11 protein-coding genes are annotated in these 16480 nt (G+C 72.8%); 2 read left to right on the forward strand and 9 right to left on the reverse strand.

Going from position 1 to position 16480, the window contains the following annotated elements; translation table 11 throughout:
• Nucleotides 1-138: 138 nt before the first annotated feature.
• Nucleotides 139-3243 (reverse strand): discoidin domain-containing protein, encoded by a 3105-nt coding sequence (locus EF879_RS15480; RefSeq protein WP_123559127.1) that lies wholly within the window; start codon nt 3241-3243, stop codon nt 139-141.
• A 579-nt stretch (nt 3244-3822) separates the two neighbouring features.
• Here EF879_RS15480 and EF879_RS15485 point away from each other — a divergent pair.
• Nucleotides 3823-4803: a hypothetical protein gene (locus EF879_RS15485; protein ID WP_123559129.1), complete on the forward strand. Its 981-nt coding sequence runs from the start codon at nt 3823-3825 to the stop codon at nt 4801-4803.
• 108 nt (nt 4804-4911) lie between these two features.
• Here EF879_RS15485 and EF879_RS15490 read toward each other — a convergent pair whose 3' ends face one another.
• From EF879_RS15490 to EF879_RS27670, 4 genes are read right to left on the reverse strand one after another with little or no spacing between them, the layout of a single operon-like run.
• Nucleotides 4912-5565, reverse strand: coding sequence for a response regulator transcription factor (locus tag EF879_RS15490; RefSeq protein ID WP_123559131.1), 654 nt, complete (start codon nt 5563-5565; stop codon nt 4912-4914).
• Nucleotides 5562-6743: a sensor histidine kinase gene (locus tag EF879_RS15495; RefSeq protein ID WP_233604483.1), complete on the reverse strand. Its 1182-nt coding sequence runs from the start codon at nt 6741-6743 to the stop codon at nt 5562-5564. Before EF879_RS15495 ends, EF879_RS15490 begins: the two co-directional genes overlap by 4 nt.
• A gap of 10 nt (nt 6744-6753) precedes the next feature.
• A complete protein-coding gene (locus EF879_RS27665; RefSeq protein WP_199736440.1) occupies nt 6754-7317 on the reverse strand; it encodes an ABA4-like family protein in 564 nt (187 codons plus the stop codon).
• Nucleotides 7314-8288 carry a hypothetical protein gene (locus tag EF879_RS27670; protein ID WP_233604484.1) on the reverse strand — a complete coding sequence of 325 codons (975 nt, stop codon included), beginning with the start codon at nt 8286-8288 and terminating at the stop codon, nt 7314-7316. Before EF879_RS27670 ends, EF879_RS27665 begins: the two co-directional genes overlap by 4 nt.
• A 304-nt stretch (nt 8289-8592) precedes the next feature.
• Here EF879_RS27670 and EF879_RS15505 point away from each other — a divergent pair, with 304 nt between their 5' ends.
• Entirely contained in the window at nt 8593-11721 is a 3129-nt protein-coding gene (locus EF879_RS15505; RefSeq protein ID WP_123559133.1) for an EAL domain-containing protein, read from the forward strand.
• 219 nt (nt 11722-11940) lie between these two features.
• On the opposite strand, the gene EF879_RS15510 is transcribed toward EF879_RS15505, so the two are convergent.
• The 4 genes from EF879_RS15510 to EF879_RS15525 form a co-directional block, all read right to left on the reverse strand.
• Nucleotides 11941-12552, reverse strand: a complete 612-nt coding sequence (locus EF879_RS15510; protein WP_123559135.1) for a TetR/AcrR family transcriptional regulator — start codon at nt 12550-12552, stop codon at nt 11941-11943.
• Entirely contained in the window at nt 12549-12872 is a 324-nt protein-coding gene (locus EF879_RS15515; protein WP_123559292.1) for a multidrug efflux SMR transporter, read from the reverse strand. The genes EF879_RS15510 and EF879_RS15515 overlap by 4 nt, the downstream gene beginning before the upstream one ends.
• Nucleotides 12873-12969: 97 nt before the next feature.
• Nucleotides 12970-15129, reverse strand: a complete 2160-nt coding sequence (locus EF879_RS15520) for a UvrD-helicase domain-containing protein (RefSeq protein WP_123559137.1) — start codon at nt 15127-15129, stop codon at nt 12970-12972.
• Between the two features lie 94 nt (nt 15130-15223).
• The gene (locus EF879_RS15525; protein WP_233604485.1) at nt 15224-16312 is read right to left on the reverse strand and encodes a hypothetical protein; all 1089 of its coding nucleotides are present in this window, start codon (nt 16310-16312) and stop codon (nt 15224-15226) included.
• Between the last annotated feature and the right edge of the window lie 168 nt (nt 16313-16480).

The following is a 16480-nucleotide window of genomic DNA, read 5'->3' on the forward strand; positions in this document are numbered from 1 at the left end:
CTGGACGGTGAGGGCCGTACCCGTCGCTCACGGCGACGCGAAACGGGCGGGGGCCGCCGGACCACGTGGTCCGGCGGCCCCCGCCGGTGGTCACGGACCGGCCGCGAACGCCGGTCGCGGCCGGTCCGCCGTGACCGGTCAGAAGTTCGTCATCCCGGCACCGTACGGGTAGAGCGGGTTGCCGTACGTCGTCGCTGGTGGCCGGCCGGCGTCGATGCTGGCCCGGATCTGCGCCCGCTCGGCGGCGGTGGCGCCGAGGTCGTACGGCAGGTCCCAGGCCTCCGTCGCATCCTCCGGCACGTCGGTGCCGCCCGGCCGGAGCACCTGGTCCAGGCTGCGCGGCAGCTGCCACGGCAGTTTCCCGCTCGGCCGGTAGTCGCCGAAGAGCAGACTCGCCAGTGCCGGCCCCATCTCCTCGCCGCCCCGGTAGGTGACGACGATGGCGTCGGCCAGGTCGTGCCACTCGGTGATGACGTACGGCCGGGGCATGACCAGCGCCACGACCACCGGGATCCCCCGGGACCGGAAGTCCCGGATCAGGGCGAGCTGGTCCGGCGGCAGGTACGGCTGCTCCTTCGGCCAGTTGGTCGCGTGCGTGTACGAGGTTTCCCCGACCGCCACGACCGCGAGTTTCGGTGCCGGCCCGTCGCCGGAGTGGACGGTGACCCCGGCCTGCGCGGCCCGGCTCCGGATCGCGCCGAGGATGGTCTGCGAGCCGTACTCGGTGTGGAAGAAGCTGGTCCAGACGCAGCAGGCGGCGGTGTCGTCCGCCCGCGGACCGGCGACCACGATGCTGTCGCCCGCGCCCAGCCGGATCGGCAGCACCCCGCCGCGGTTCTTCAGCAGCGTCATCGCCTCGCGCGCCGCCTGGTTGGCCAGCGCGGTGTAGGCGGGCGTGTGGAAGCGGTACGGGCCGTTGACCGGGTCCCCGTACGGGTTCTCGAAGATCCCGAGCTGGAACTTGAGCCGCAGTACGCGCCGTACCGCGTCGTCGATCCGGGCCGCCGGCACGTTCGCCAGGAACGTCGCGATGGAGAAGCCGGTCGCGCCGGGGTCGGCACCGCCCATCACGTCGGAGCCGGCGTTCGCCGCGCCGATCCAGGAACCGGACGGCAGCCAGTCGGTCGTGATCAGGCCCTGGTAACCGAGGTTCTCCCGCAGGTACCGCAGGATCGGGGCGCTGTCCCCGGCGCCCGGGCCGCCCGGGTCGAGGTACGAGCTGCCGGCGTACCCGGGCATGATGTTGACCGCGCCCGCCTCGATCGCCGCCCGGAACGGGATCATGTGGTACTTGATCGTGACCTCGTCGTAGACGATCAGCGCCTCGCCGCCGGCGCCCTCGCCGGGCCAGTGTTTGACGGTCGCCAGTACGGAGTTCGGGTTCAGCTCCGGGCCGCCCTGGAGACCGGCCACCAGCGCCCGTACCTGGGCCGCGGCGACCTGTGCGTTCTCCCCGTTGCCCTCCTGGATGCGCGGGTAGATCACCTTGGTGCCGACCTCGGCGAGCGGCCCGAGGACGCCCCGGGTGCCGACCTCGAGCTGCTCCCGCCGCTGCATGTCGCCGAGCCGGTACGCCAGCGGGTGGTTCTGCCCGGCGGCCAGCGCGCTCTGCGTCGGGTAGGTGGTCTGGTAGCCGTGGATGGTGTCGCCCGCCGAGACGAACGGAATGCCGAGCCGGGTGCCGGACGAGGCGAGCAGGAGGTTGTGCAGGTCCTGGGCCTGCGCCGGGCCGAAGTGCCAGCCCGCCCGCGGGTACGCCTGGGCGTTGTAGAACATCTGGTACGCCTTCTCCTCGGCCGTCATCCGGCCCAGGAGGTCGGCGACCCGGGTCTCGACCGGGAGCCGCCAGTTCTCGTACGGCTCGATGGTGCCGTTCCGGTTGAGGTCCCGGCTGCCGGCGACGATGTCGACGCCGTCGGCGACGGTCTCCAGGGTGGGCAGGTAGACGCTGAACCGGCGGATGTTCGAGGTGGTCGTCGCGCCGGAACCGCTGACCGCGGTGACGTACCACTGGTAGGTCCAGCGGTCCGGCAGGTCCCAGGTCGGCGTGTAGGAGGTGCCGGTCGGCTCGGCGACCTTGGTGTAGAGGTCGAGGAGCCTGCCCGGGGCGGTGAAGTCGTAGTCGGTACGGCTGATGTTGATCCACACCTGGTAGCGGGTGGCGCCGGCGACGGGCGTCCAGGAGAGGGTCGGCCGCCGGGTGGTGGTGATCATGGCACCGTCGGCGGGCGCGGTCAGCGCGAACTGGTTGAGCGTCCCCGGCGGCCGGGTGGGTCCGGAGAGCATCGGCGGGGTGGTCGACGCCTCGTCGACGCTGCCGTAGACCTGGAACTCCCACAGCGAGTACCCGTAGCCGGTGGCGCGGGCCGTGCCGTAGAACCGCAGGTAGCGGCCGGTGCCGGTGACGGTGAGCTGTTCCACGCCGCCGCGGCCCGAGGTGGTGGAGTAGATCGTCGTCCAGGTGTTTCCGTCGTTTGACGTCTCCAGCCGGTAGCCGGTGGCGTACGCGGCCTCCCAGTTGAGGACGACCCGGTTCACCGTGGCGACGCCGCCGAAGTCGACGCGTAGCCACTGCGGGTCGCTGAACTCGCTGGACCAGCGGGTCGTGGTCTGGCCGTCGACCGCGGCGGCGGGGGCGTTGCCGCCCTCCCAGGACGAGGCGGCAACCTTTCTGAACTCGGAGATCGGCCGGCCGCCGGGCTGGTCGGGGTTGCTGGCGGTCGTGCCGTAGACCTTGAACTCCCACAGGGAGTAGCCCCAGCCGGTGGCCCGGGCGGTGCCGTACATCCGGACGTACCGGCCGGTGCCGGAGACGGCCAGGGTCTGGGTGCCACCGGTCCCGTCCGTCGTGCTGTGGATGGTCTGCCAGGGACCGTTCGGCGCGGCGGCGATCTGGATCTGGAACGACCGCGCGTAGGCGGCCTCCCAGACGAGTTCGACCTGGTCGACGGTGGCGGTGGTGCCGAGGTCGACCTGGAGCCACTGCGGGTCGCTGAACTGGCTTGACCAGCGGGTGCCGGGGTCGCCGTCGGTGGCGGCGGCGGCCGGGGTGCCGTCGGACTCGACCGAGGAGGCCGTGGTCGGCCTGCCCTGCGAGATCAGCGGTCCGGCGGCCACGGCATCCGGGGCGGGGACGGTCAGGGAGGCGGCGAGCATGGCGATCACAGCGAGCAGCGCCGTGACCGGACGGGGGAGGCGGCGGGGATGGGCACGGGGCGGTGTGGGGGGTGGTGGGGTCGGCATGCAGGACTCCGGGGGCGGGTGGTGGGGGACGGGTCAGAGAGCGCTCTCTATAAGACTCATTGGGTTGTCTCGATCGGTCAAGGATGCTTGCCCGGGTTTGTCGGTCGACGTGGCCCGAGCCGTGGTCCGCTGTGCGGTCTGCCTGGGCATCGGGTGGCTTGCGGTGTGAGAGCGCTCTCTAGGCCGATCCCCGTCCGCCGGTGGCCGTGACCGCGGGGGTTCCCGGACCCGCCGGGCGCGGGGCTCGGGGCGCGGAGTGCGACCGGGCTGGCCAGCCCGGCAGACCGCGCCCGGTGGTGGGCGGACCGGGCTGCCGGACGTGGCGCCGATGCGGCATGCTGTCTCCGGTTCCCTCCCCGGTCGCCCGTTGGGCGTCCACGGAGGACGGTTCCACCCCGCCGGCTGGCCCGCGAACCGAACCGACGGGGGGAACCGGGCCACCCGCGGTCCGAGATCCCGTGAGCGACCGGCACGTACTCTGGCCGACCGAGCCCGTGTCGGACCAGAGGACGGCGCCGACAGCCCCCAAAGATCCGACAGCCGGCGGTTGTCGGAACCACTCGGCGAGGACGACACCGCATGCCCCGCACGTCGCGCAGTATCGATGAGGAGACCATCCGAACCCGCTGTTCGAGCCCGGAGGCGGCCGAGTACACGCTCTATCTCCGCCGCCTCGTCGCGCAGCACGCCGGAGGACAGGCCGGGATCCTCCGGGCCGCCGCCGCCCGCGGAGTACTGCCCCACGCCTACACCCGACAGACCCTGTCCGAGCACCTCTCCGGCCGGTACCGACACGGGCCGCCATGGACGACCGCCCAACTGATCATCGACTGCCTGCCGGACTCCGCGCCTCGGTCGCTGATCCGCAACCATGCGGCGGCGCTCTATGCGGCGGTTCCCCGGACCGCCGCCCGCTCCGACAACCCGGAGCGACGATTCCGAGGCTGGGACGGGCAGCGACGGCAGAGCCCGAACGCCGGCCCGGTCCGCCCGGTGGGTCCCCGACCCACCCGCACGCCCGAGCCGGGCGCCGTTCCGGCACCGGTCATCCCGAGGCAGGCCAACCAGGCGGCCCACGGCGTCGGTCACCGGTACGGGGAGCGGCCCGGCCGGGGTGACCGCCACCCGGTGGTGCTCCGGGACCTCGCCACGGAGGTCGCCGAGCTGCGGGCCGAGTGCGCCCGGCTCCGGGTCCGGGTGGCGTTGGCGGAGGCCGGTGCGTCCCGGGAACTGACCGCCGGGCTCGACCGCGACCCGCGTGGCCGGTTCGGACACCTCGCCGAGCGGATCGACCCCACCGCGCCGCTGCCGCGACGCGCCCTGGCCCAGTACCTCTGCGCCTACGCCGACCTGACCGCCACCGGCCTTCCCGAACTCGCCGTCCGGGCCCACCTCACCCTCGCTGCCGTGGCCGCGATCATGGCCGCCCACCGCGCGCCCACCGCCGGCGAACTCGCGCGGCTGACCGCGGTCCTCGGCGCCGACCCGGAACCGGTGCGGCACCTGGTCCGGTCCAGCCTGGCCCGATCGGTCCGGGCGCCCCGGAGGGGCCCGGCGTAGCGGATCCTCGCCGGCCGGGCCGGCGTCCGTCCGCGAGCGTCACCGGCCCGGCGGGGCGGCAGCCGCCCGTCCCGGCCGGCCTGGCGTGCGAGGCCAGGCCGGCGCCGATCACTCCTGTGGGACCAGGCCGGACTGGGCGGCCAGCAGGGCCAGCCGGATGCGGTTCGTCGCCCCGGTCTTGCTGAGCAGGCTCGCGACGTGCGTCTTCACCGTGGTCACCCCGAGGTGCAGCCGGTCGGCGATCTCGCGGTTGGAGAGGCCGGCGCCGACCAGGGCCAGCACCTCGCGCTCTCGGGCGGTGAGGTTGTCCGGCAGCGCCGGCGTGGGTGCCTCCCCGAGTCGGGCCCGCACCGCCTGGTCGACCAGCCGTCGCAGCACCGTCGGGCTGAACGGCGTCTCGCCGGCGGCGGCCGCGCGGATGGCCGCGAGCAGCTCGTCCGGGGCGGCGTCCTTGACCAGGAAGCCGCAGGCCCCGGCGGCGAGTGCGGGGAAGAGGTGGTCGTCGTCGTCGAAGGTGGTCAGCACCACGACCCGGACGGCGGGGCGGCTGGCGTGGATCCGGGCGGTCGCCGTCGTCCCGTCCAGTACGGGCATCCGCAGGTCCATCAGCACCACGTCCGGCGCCACCTGTTCGACCAACCGGAGCGCCTGCTGGCCGTTCTCCGCCTCGCCCACCACCGTCATGTCCGGTGCGGACTCGCAGAGCATCCGCAGGCCGGCCCGGACCAGCCGCTGGTCGTCGACGAGAAGGACCCGGATCATCGGCTCACCGCCATCGGCAGGACGGTCCGCACGCGCCACCCGGCACCCTCCGGACCGGCGGTGAAGGTTCCGCCGAGCAGTTCGACCCGCTCCCGCATGCCAACCAGCCCGTGCCCGGACCCGGCGGTCCCCGATCCGGACTCCGACCGCCGCGCGCCGCGGTGCGAAGCGGCGCCGTCGTCGGTGAGTTCCCAGTGCACCGCGTCGTCGAGCACCCGGACCCGGACCCGGGCCCGCGCCGTCGGGCCGGCGTGCTTGGCCACGTTGGCCAGACCCTCCTGGGTGAGCCGTAGGATCGTCAGCCCGCGTACCGTGTCGAGGGTCGCCACCGCCGGGTCGATCGAGGCGTCCACGGTCAGGCCCGTCCGCACGGCACGGTCCACCGTCGTGGCCAGTGCCTCCGGCAGCGCGCCCGGCTCGATGGGCACGTATCCCGGGCCGGTGCCGACCGTCGCCGGGTCGCGCAGCACCGCCACCAGCCGGCGCAGGTCGGCCAGGGCGTTGGTGCCGCTGTCGTGCAGGTCGTCGAAGACCTCGGTGACCCGGGGGTCGGTGTCCCGCAGCACGTGCCGGGCCACGCCGACCCGCAGCACCATCGAGGCGACGTGGTGGGCCACCAGGTCGTGCAGCTCCCGGGCGATCGCGGCCCGTTCGCTGGCCCGGGCGGCCTCCGCCTCGATCGCCACCCGCTGCTCGGCCTGCCGGGCCAACTGGCGGCTCGCCCGGATGTTCAGGCCGATCAGCACCGGCACCCCCACCGTCACGGCGACGCCGTAGAGCCAGGTCGGCCAGGTGGCCGGCAGGTGGTCGAGCGAGTCGACGAGGCACGCGGCGAGGACCGCCGCCGCGGTGACGGCCACCTGCCGGATCGGCCTCCGCAGCGTCAGCTCCAGCACGCCCCAGGTCGCGCCGACCTGGGGCACGGTCGGCGCGGCCTCGCCGAACCAGCCGGCGAGGCCGAACACCAGCGCGGACCCGAGGGCACTGGCCAGGGGCCACCGCACGCCGAGTGGGCAGAGCGAGAGGGCGGCGGCGGCGAAGGCCCAGTCAACCGGGGCGTACGGTTCGTCCGGATACGGACGCAGCAGCAGGTATCCGATGCCGCTCAGGCCGAGCAGCGTCATCCGCAGCCACGCGTACCGGTCGTCGAAGAGCCGGAAGACCCAGCGGGTGACCACGGCACCCAGCTTAGGCAGCCGGTTCGGGGCCGGAGAGGCCGCGTGACCTCGTCAGCGCCGCCGCCTCCGCGCCCGTCCGTGGCCCGGCCGGCTCACCGGTCGGCGTCGCCCGATCCCGGTCGCCGGTGCCCGCGGGATCCGGATCGCCGGTCCGCGGCCGACGCGGGTAGACGGCCCGGACCAGCAGGTAGCCGAAGGCGCCGAGCGGTCCGAGCAGGATGGTCGCCACCAGGAGGGGTGCCATCACCAGCGGTGAGATCCGGCGCTCCCGGCTGTCGAGGTACATCCATCGGCCGACGAAGAGGTCAAAGGCGATGAAGTGCGCCCAGGCGGCGGCGGTCACCTCCGGGACGGCGAGTGCGTCCCGGAGCCCTTCCAGCGTGGGTCTGGTCACCACCGGCATCAGCACGTCCAGCTGGGGGACGGTGAGGATGGCGTACACCACCAGCGGCGGCGCGATGATCCACGGCGAGGAGGCGATCCGGCGAGTCCACGACCAGCCCGGAGCGAAGACCATTAGCGCCCAGAACGGGGCGGCAAACCAGAACGTGATGTCGAAGAGAGTGGTGGTCACGCGTACACCTCGACTCGCTCGATTCCGTTCGTGGAGGTCGGCGTGGCGCGGCGGAGCGCGACCAGGACTCCGCCGGCGACAAGCGCGACGAGCAGGCCGGCCGCGGCGAGCGTGACCCCGTCCGGGCGGATCAGGGGCTGGCCGCGCAGCGCCTGCCAGGTCACCAGGGCGACCAGGCCGGCGTAGCCGGCCGCGGCCACCAGGACCAGCCGCAGGCGTACGTCGCCGTCCCGCAGCCGGGGGAAGCGCCTGGCCAGCGCGGTGAGCGCGATCGCGAGCAGCGGTAGCGCCTGCAGGGCGTGGATCCCCACGAAGTGCGGAACCCGCAGGTCGCCGCCGGTGGTGCTCCAGCCGATCAGCGGCAGACCCGGCCCGCCGTCTGGCACTCCGACGCTGTGCGCGCCGACGATGGTGGACACGCCGACGGCCCGCTGCTCGGGGGTCGGCATCACCATGAGGTAGGCGAGGCCCATCCCGACCAACGTGATCAGCAGGCCGAGCCGCAGCGTCCAGGCGGTCGCCCGGTCGGGGATCCGCTGCATCAGCAGCAGGACGGCGAGAACGATCGTGCCGGCGTAGAGCACCGCGACGGTCGTGGCCATCGCCGCGTAGATCGCGGTGTCGAGGGTGGTGGCGATGTTGAAGTGGCTCTGCCGGCCCCGGGCGGCCTGCATGGCGATCAGTCCGACCTCGATGAACCCGGTCACCGCGACGACGGTGCCGGCCCGCCGGGCGACCCGCCGGCCGCGCTGCATCAGCGAGATCATCCAGGCCAGCGTCGCGACGTAGATCAGAAACGAGACCGCGAACTTGAACGGTTTGAGCCAGATCGGCGCCCCGACCAGGATCCGGTCGTCGACGACGAGCCCGACCAGGGAGACGACGCTGAGTGCCGCCATCGCGGCGGCGACGACCATGAGCGGCGGGTGCCAGCGAAAGGCTTGACGTAGCGGGACTGGGAAATGGCTCATGCTCCCACGGTCGCGCCGGCCGTGGCCCTGACACACCCGTCCGGAGTCCCGGCCGGCGGCCACCGGGACGAGCCCTTCTCCTCCCGAGGGAGGAGCGGGGATCGGCGCACCGGAAGCGTGAAACTTTCACGTTGTCGGCCTCTGGTCGCACCACCATCGACCTGTGTGTCCGTCGTTCCTGACGTATCGACGGCGGAAACGTGATCGGATAGGCTCCTCGCGATATCCGAAACAGTTCCGGAAGCTCTTGCGGGCGACGCGCCGCATTTCCTGGCCGGTCTGATCTTCGGCGCACCGTTTTCGCGTGCAGGAGGTGATCGTGCCCGTGGTCGAGGGTCCCACGATCGGCGTACTCACCATGTCCATCGGGTGCGACTATTTCGGCGGCATCCTGGGGGGAATCGCCCGTACCACCGCGGCGGCGGGCGGCCGGATGATCGCCATCCAGACCCTCGGTGCGGGGACCTTCGACGTCGATCCGCCCGAGCCGCCCGACTTTCGGCACCCCGTCGCGTGGGACCACATCTCCGCATTCGTGGTGATCCTCAACTCCGCCTCGCGGACGTACCTGGAGGCGATTCGGCGCGACGGCCGACCGGTCGTCATGATCAGCGGCGAGCTGCCCGGCTTCTCCTGCCCCGTGGTCCTCCCCGACAACCGCACCGGTATCCGCGAGGCCGTCCGGCATCTCGTCGCGCACGGGCACCGCGACATCGCGTTCGCCGGATTCCTCCAACCGCGCGACCTTCGCGAGCGGTACGCGGCCTACCAGGACGCACTCGTCGAATGTGGCGTCACGCCCCGGCCCGAGCTCCTGTTCGACACCGGCGACAACCGGGAGAGCGGGGGAGACCGTGCCGCCCGCGCGATGATCGCCGCCGGGCTGCCCTCCACGGCGGTGATCGCCGGCAACGACCTCAACGCCATCGGGCTGCTGCGGACGTTCGCGGCGGCCGGGATCGACGTACCCCGGCAGCAGGCGGTCGTGGGCTTCGACGACATGGACGGCGTCGTCCACCTCACGCCGAGCCTCTCCACCGTCCGGCAGAGCTTCGCGCAACTCGGCCACCTCGCGGCGACGCTGGCGCTGCGGGCCCTGGCCGGCGCCGAGGTCGAGGCGCGGACGTACCGCGTGCCGACGTCGTTCCAACCCCGGGAGTCCTGTGGCTGCCCCGATCCCCTGACGCCGGCAACGCCGGCGCTGGCGGGCGCGGCGGTGCCGAGCGGGTCCCCGGCTCCGGAGGTCGACTCCGCCGAGGCGCTCGTCGCCCGGTTCACCGCGCCGATGGCGCCGGAGACCGCCGACCCGCCGCGTCGGGCCGCCCTCACCCGGGCCGGCGAACTGGTCGCGCGGACGATCGAGGGCGCGGCCGACGGGCGGGACGGGCCGGCACCGCTCGAACTCCGTCAGGCGCTGACCGCACTGCACGAGCTGCATCGACGGCACCCGGAAGAGGTCGTCCAGCTGACGCCGTACATCCGTCGGTTCGGGACGTACCTGGCTCGGCGTGTCGCGAAACGCGACCCCGCCGCGGCCGAGCGCGTCCGGGCCAGCACCGCGTACGTCCTCGAGGTGTTGGCGCAGAGTCGGTCCCGGGCCCGGCGGGTCGAGGAGGTCGACTTCCTGGCGACCCTCAAGATGCTCTACACCGTCAGCACGAACCTGCTGCGCAGCCACGAGACGGATCCCCAGGGGCTGGCCTGGATCCAGGACACCACCGCCCGTGCCGCCTGCCTCGGCCTGTGGTCGCCCGCGGGCGGCCCCGAGCAGGGCGCCGAGCGGACGCTGGAGGTGGTGACGATGTTCGAGCGCGACCGGGGACCGCTGCCGACCCCGGCCACACCGGTGCCGCCGCGGTCCTTCCCACCCGCCGACCTCGTCGCCCGGGCGGACCCGGACGCCGACCAGATGGTGTACGTGGCGCCGCTGACCATCGGCACGAGCGACTGGGGGATGCTCGCCCTCGTCGGTCCGATCCAGGCCGAGCTGGAGACCGGGCGCGAGATGATGAACCAGTGGGCGGCGCTGCTGGCGATCGCCCTCGACCACGCGGCGGTGCTGAGGTCCCTGCGCGCGCAGGAGGAGCTGTTGCGCCGGGCCGCCCTCTACGACCCGCTCACCGGGCTGGCCAACCGGACCCTCTTCCTCGACCGGCTCGAGCAGGCCATCAGCGCTCACCGGCGGCACCCCGACCGACACTACGCCGTGCTGCTGCTCGACCTGGACGGCTTCAAGTGGGTGAACGACAGCCTGGGGCACCTGGCCGGCGACCGGTTGCTGGTCCAGGTCGCCGAGCGGATCCGGGCGAGCGCCGCCGAGGCGGACGTCGCGGCCCGGTTCGGCGGGGACGAGTTCGCCGTACTGCTCCGTGACCTGCCCGGCGGGGTGGATCCGGTGGAGGTGGCGGCGCGGATCCGCACCGCGCTGGAGGTGCCGTTCCGGCTCGACGAGGAGGAGTTCGTCGTCTCGGCCAGCATCGGCATCTCGCGCAGCAGCAGCGGCTACCAGCACGCCGAGGACGTGATCCGGGACGCCGACACGGCCATGTACGCGGCGAAATGGCAGCGCAAGGGTTCACACGCCGTCTTCGACGTCCGGATGCACGAGCGGGTCGTCGGGCGGCTGCGGACCGAGGCGGAGCTGCGCCGGGCCCTGGAGACCGGAGGGTTCGAGCTGCACTACCAGCCGATCGTCCGGCTCGACGACGGACGTCCCTGCGCGTACGAGGCACTGGTGCGCTGGCGGCACCCGGTGCGCGGGCTGGTGACGCCGGACGACTTCCTGCCCGTGGCGGAGGAGAGCGGGCTGATGCCCCCGATCGGCCGGTGGGTCCTGGCCGAGGCGTGTCGGCAGCTCGGCGCCTGGCGGCACGGTGGTCTGGCGCCGGACGGGCTGCGGATGAGCGTGAACATCTCCAACCGGCAGTTCTGGCACACCCGGCTGCTGGAGGACGTCGAGGAGTGCCTGCGGGCGGCGAGCCTGGACCCGTCGGGCCTGATCATCGAGATCACCGAGGGGGTCATCGGGCACGACCTGCCGGCGGCCCGGACGAAGCTGGCGGCGCTGCACGACCTGGGTGTCCGGCTGCACATCGACGACTTCGGCACCGGCTACTCCTCGTTGCAGGCCCTGCACCACCTCACCATCGACGCCATCAAGATCGACAGGTCGTTCGTGGCGTCGATGGCGACCGCCGGCCGGAGCCGTGAGTTGGTCCGGTCGATCGTGGCGATGGGGATCAACCTCGGGCTGGAGCTGGTGGCGGAGGGGATCGAGACCCCGGCGCAGCGGGACTGGCTTCAGCGGTACGGCTGCCACCTCGGGCAGGGCTACCTCTTCGCGGGTCCGGTCGTCGCCACGGCGGCCGAGGCGATCCTGCGCAGCGGTACGCCGCTCGGCCTGCCCCGGCTGACGGTGGGCGTCACCCGGTGACGGGCCGCCCGTCGGGGCGGGCACCGGACCCGTCCCGACGCCGGTCGGCGACGTCGGAGGCGGCCGTCGATAGCGGCCGTCTCCGGCCGACGTCGAAACCGTCCGTCTCCGGCCGACGTCGGAGGCGGCCATCTCCGCGGCCGGTCGTGTCGCCGCCCGTCCCCGGCCGACGGCACGCCGTCGCCTCCGGCCCGACGGTGTGCCGCCCCCGCGTCCCGGTCAGCGGCCGGCGAGGCGGCGGATGGCGGTGGCCAGGGCGGGACCGTCGAGATCGGCACCGGTGACGAGTGCCTGGATCAGCACACCGTCCAGCAGCGCGACGATGCCGCGGGCGGCCACGTCGCCGACGTGTGGCTCCAGCAGTTCGCGCAGGCCGCGTACCCAGGTCTCGGCGAGCGGGCGGAGCCGGGCGTCCCGCGCCGCGGCGAGGTAGAGCTCGTACTCGATCCGGGCGCGGTTGCGGTCGGCCAGGTAGGACTCGACGAGCCGGACCAGCGCGGCGACCGGGTCGTCGGCGGCGGCCACCTGCGCGGCCCAGTCGCGCAGGTCGGCCTGGAGGGCCTCGCTGGCCCGGCGCAGCCCGGCGGCGATCAGGTCGTCGAGGGTGGGGAAGTAGTAGGTGGTGGCGCCGAGGGGCAGGCCGGCGCGGGCGGCGACGGCACGGTGGGTGGTCCGGCCGATACCCACCTCGGCGACGACGTCGAGCACCGCGGCGGCGAGCGCGTCCCGGCGGGCCTGCGGGTCCCGGGGGCGCGGGCTACGCCGGCCGCCTCCGGCGCCGTTCCCCGCGCGGCCGGTGCCGCCGTCGTCTCGGCGGTGGCGGCCGGTCAATGGGTCGCCCCGCCCAGGTTGAGGGTGACGACCCCGGCCACGATCAGGCTGATCCCGACCACCTTGACCAGGGTGATCGGCTCGTGCAGGAAGGCGGCGCCGATGGCGACGATCGCGGCGGTGCCGAGGCCGGACCAGATGGCGTACGCGACGCCGACCGGCACCCCCTTGACCGCCTGGGAGAGGGCGGCGAAGGAGACCCCGTAGCCGGCGAGGCAGGCGACGGTCGGCCAGAGCCGGGAGAACCCGTCCGTGCTCTTGATCATGCTGGTGGCGAAGACCTCGGCCCCGATGGCCAAGGCCAGGTACAGGTAGGCCACGTGCCACACCTCCGTCTTGTACAAACGTACAAGATGGACTGTATCCCGTGGACGGTCGGCCACACGAGGGCGGGACGGACGGAGGTCACCGCCCCGGTCACCCCGTGACCTCGGCCGGCAGGAACGGGCTCGGGGCGCCACTCCAGGAGATGTGCAGCGCCTCCCGGGCCCGGGTGCAGGCGACGAAGAGCACGCAGCGCTCCCGGAGCAGGTCGGTGGCGTGCTGGATCGGGTCGACCTCGGCCGGGGTCACCTCCTTGCCGAACGGTACGGCGCTGGCGGTCACCCCGAGCACGGCGACGCACCGGAACTCCAGCCCCTTCATCGCGTGCATGGTGGCCAGCCGTACCCCGTCGACGTCGGCCGTCGGCTGGTCCTTGACCCGCACCGCCGGGATCCCGGCGTCGGCGAGCGCGTCGGCCACCTTCCCCAGCAGCAGGTTGAACCGGGTGCAGACGGCGATCTCGGCCGGGCGTACCCCCTGGTCGAGCCACTGGCGGACCCGGGCGACCAGGGCCGCCACCTCGGCCTGCTCGTTCGGGTACCCGCCGACGTCCGGCCGCCGGCCCCGCAGCAACGACCGGTAGCCGACCAGGCTGTCGAGCGTCCCGTCGCCGCCGAGGTCGTCGATCCGGGAACCGTCGAGGAGCCGGGTGGACCAGGAGAGGATCTCCTCCGTACTCCGGTAGTTGATCCGCAGCCGGAAGCTGCGCCCGGCGGTGGGGATGCCGAGGGCGGACAGCGACACCCGCGAGTCGTAGATCCGCTGGTGCGGGTCGCCGGTGACGAAGAGGTCGTCCGGGCCGCGGGGCACGGCGGCGCGCAGCACCCGCCACTGCGCCGGGTGCAGGTCCTGGGCCTCGTCGACCACCACGTGGTCGAAACCGTGCCTGGCCAGGTCGGCGTCGGCGAGCAGCCGCGCCGCGTCGGCACACAGTTGCAGGTGGGTGGTGGCCCCGGCGGCGCGCAGCTCGGCCCGGAACGCCTCGACCGCGGCCCAGACGCGCTCCCGCTGCCGGCCGACGAGGGTGGTGCCGCGACCCCGCCGGACCACCTTCTGGTACGCGGCCAGGTCCTCGATCTGGTGGGCGAGCACCACGTGCCGGAACTCCTGGGCCAGGAACTGCTCGGTCCAGGGCAGGTCGAGGCGGCGCCGCACCCGGCGCCAGAGCTGCCGTTCGTCGGCGTCGCCGAGCAGCCTCGGCACCCGCCCGGCCAGCTCGCGGACGGTCCGCACCGCGAAGGCGTTGACCGTGGTCACCTCGACCCGGTCGAGTCGTGTGGGATCGTCGTCGAGCAGCAGCGCCAGGTTCTCCCGCAGGGAGTGGGCGAGCGCCGTGGTGTAGGTGGTGAGCAGCACCCGGCAGTCGGGGGAGCGGGAGAGCAGGTGCCTGACCCGGTGCAGCGCCGCCACCGTCTTGCCGGTGCCGGGTCCGCCGGTCACCTGCACCGGCCCGTTGTACGTCGTCCGGTAGGCGACCCGGCGCTGCGACGGGTGCAGGAAGATCCGCCAGGCGGCGAACGGCTTCTCCAACATCTCGGCGAGTTCGTCGGCGCTGCTGACCAGGGCGATCCGGCTGGTGGTCCGGGCGATCGCGAGGGCCAGGCTGTCGTCGCCCGGGTCGCTGTCGTCGGCGTCGGCCGGGCGGCGTACGGCGACGATGTCCCGGTAGACCTCGTCCGGGGTGAAGCCCGCGGCGAGGTGCTCCAGCACCTCGTACTGGTCCTCGGGCAGCAGCGCGCCGAACGCCTCCAACTGCGGCCGGTCGATGATCGTCCGGACCGCGCGGAGCACCTGGTCGTCGATGCCGAGCTGGCGCAGCACGGTGTCGGAGTACCGGGCGAAGAGCAGGCTCGGCGCGGCCGCGGCGGCCTCCTCCAACGTCGGGGTGAGCTGTTCGAGCGCGACGACGTCGCGGACCTCCAGCGCCCGGGTCGCGGTGTTGACCGTGTACAGCCGTTTCGCCGCCCACTCGTACGCCGCGTCGTGCGGGACGACGTTGAGCAGCAGGAACGTCTCGCTGCCGTCGTCGGGGGCGAGCACCACGCCACGCCAGAAGTCGTTGATCCGGATGGTCCGCATCCGCGGGTCCCGGGCGTTCTGGACCGCCTCCAGGTGCAGGCCCTTGTCGGCGTACAGCTCGGCGATGCTGAGCCGCTGGAACTTGTCCATCGCCTTGCGCACGCCGGCCCGGACCGGCTTTTCGAGCTGCTCCCAGCTTGCGAAGAAGGTGTTGGCGAGCGCGAGTTGCGGCACGGCGGACCTCCGATGTGGTGGGTCGAGGTGGCGGGGTGCGACGGCTGCTCAGTCGATCAGTCCGCGCAGGGTATTTGCCAACGTGGCGAGTTTGTCATCCGCGCGGCGGCGCCGGTGTTTCACCCATTCCTTGCCCTCTGCCGCGATTCCTTCGAGCACGTGCAGGGTGTGGCCGAGCCCGGCGGCGTCCATCGACAGTTTCGGCGATCTTGGTGGGGTCCTCGTCCTCCTGACGGGTTTCCTGGTTGGACTCACTGACCCGGATCGAGATCGGGTCTCCGTTGACCAGCGTCAGTTCGAAGATCTGCTGTTGGGCGGCGATTCCGTCGATCCGGACGGAGGCGACCGCGTCGAAGCGGTAGTTGAGGCGTTGGGTGGTACGGCTCACGGCGTGCTCGAAGTCGAGGTCGATGTTGACCTGCCGGACCCCGTCGTCGGTGAGCAGGAAGAGCAGCAGGCGGTAGTGGCTGTACCGCCACGGACCGTGCGGGTAGCGCGCCTTCTTGCACGACGGCGCCGGTGCCTCGATGAAGGCGTGTGCGATCACCTGACTCGGGCGCAGCCGGCACTGTCGCATCGCCTCGTCGACCAGCACCTTGCGGTCACCTTCCAACCAGGCGGCCATCTCGATGTCCGAGGGTTTGTCGGACAGCTTGTGTACCCACCGGTGGTACGCGTCCCAGCGGGCCCGGTCTTGTTCGGCCCGCTCGATGCGATCGTCGGCGACCCTGCGGTACTCGGCGACGATCCGGAACGACGAGCGGATCGCCGGCACCGCCGACGCCGCCGCGAGCAGAGACCACGTCACGCCGGGCAGGGGCGCGGCCGACACCGCGGCGGAGACGGCCCAGAGACCCGCCGCGGTGAGGGTCGCCAGCCCGCCGACGTGGAGGCCCATGGTCCGAGGCGGTACGCGCAGCTGTATCCGATACGCCGTCAACGTGTCGTGTTCCCACCGTTTGCGGACATCACCGACGAGGTATCGCACGAGCCAGGCGACTCGTTCGGCGCCGATCCGCTGTTCGCGATACAGCTCGACGATCTCGTAACGGAGACGCCACCGGATGCCCGCCGTCTGGGCCAGCCAGTACTCGCGGTCGGTCCCGCGCGGGACGTACCGGCGGAAGTAGTAGTTGAAGAGCCGGTCGATCCTGTCGGCGAAGCCGTCCTTCGGCGGATCCACCGACCGCTGACGGGGTGGGAGCAGTTCCGCGTCCTTCGCCCGCAGCCGTGCCCGTCGGTAATACCGGTCGGCTCCGCCGACCAGGAAGGCGGACAGATTACGTTTATGATGACCTGGACAACCTGCTTTACTACAGCAAATCCACCACTTATCGGGGCTTGGTTGGCC

It is taken from the genome of Micromonospora sp. HM5-17 (genome assembly GCF_003762835.1).
Lineage (GTDB): Bacteria > Actinomycetota > Actinomycetes > Mycobacteriales > Micromonosporaceae > Plantactinospora.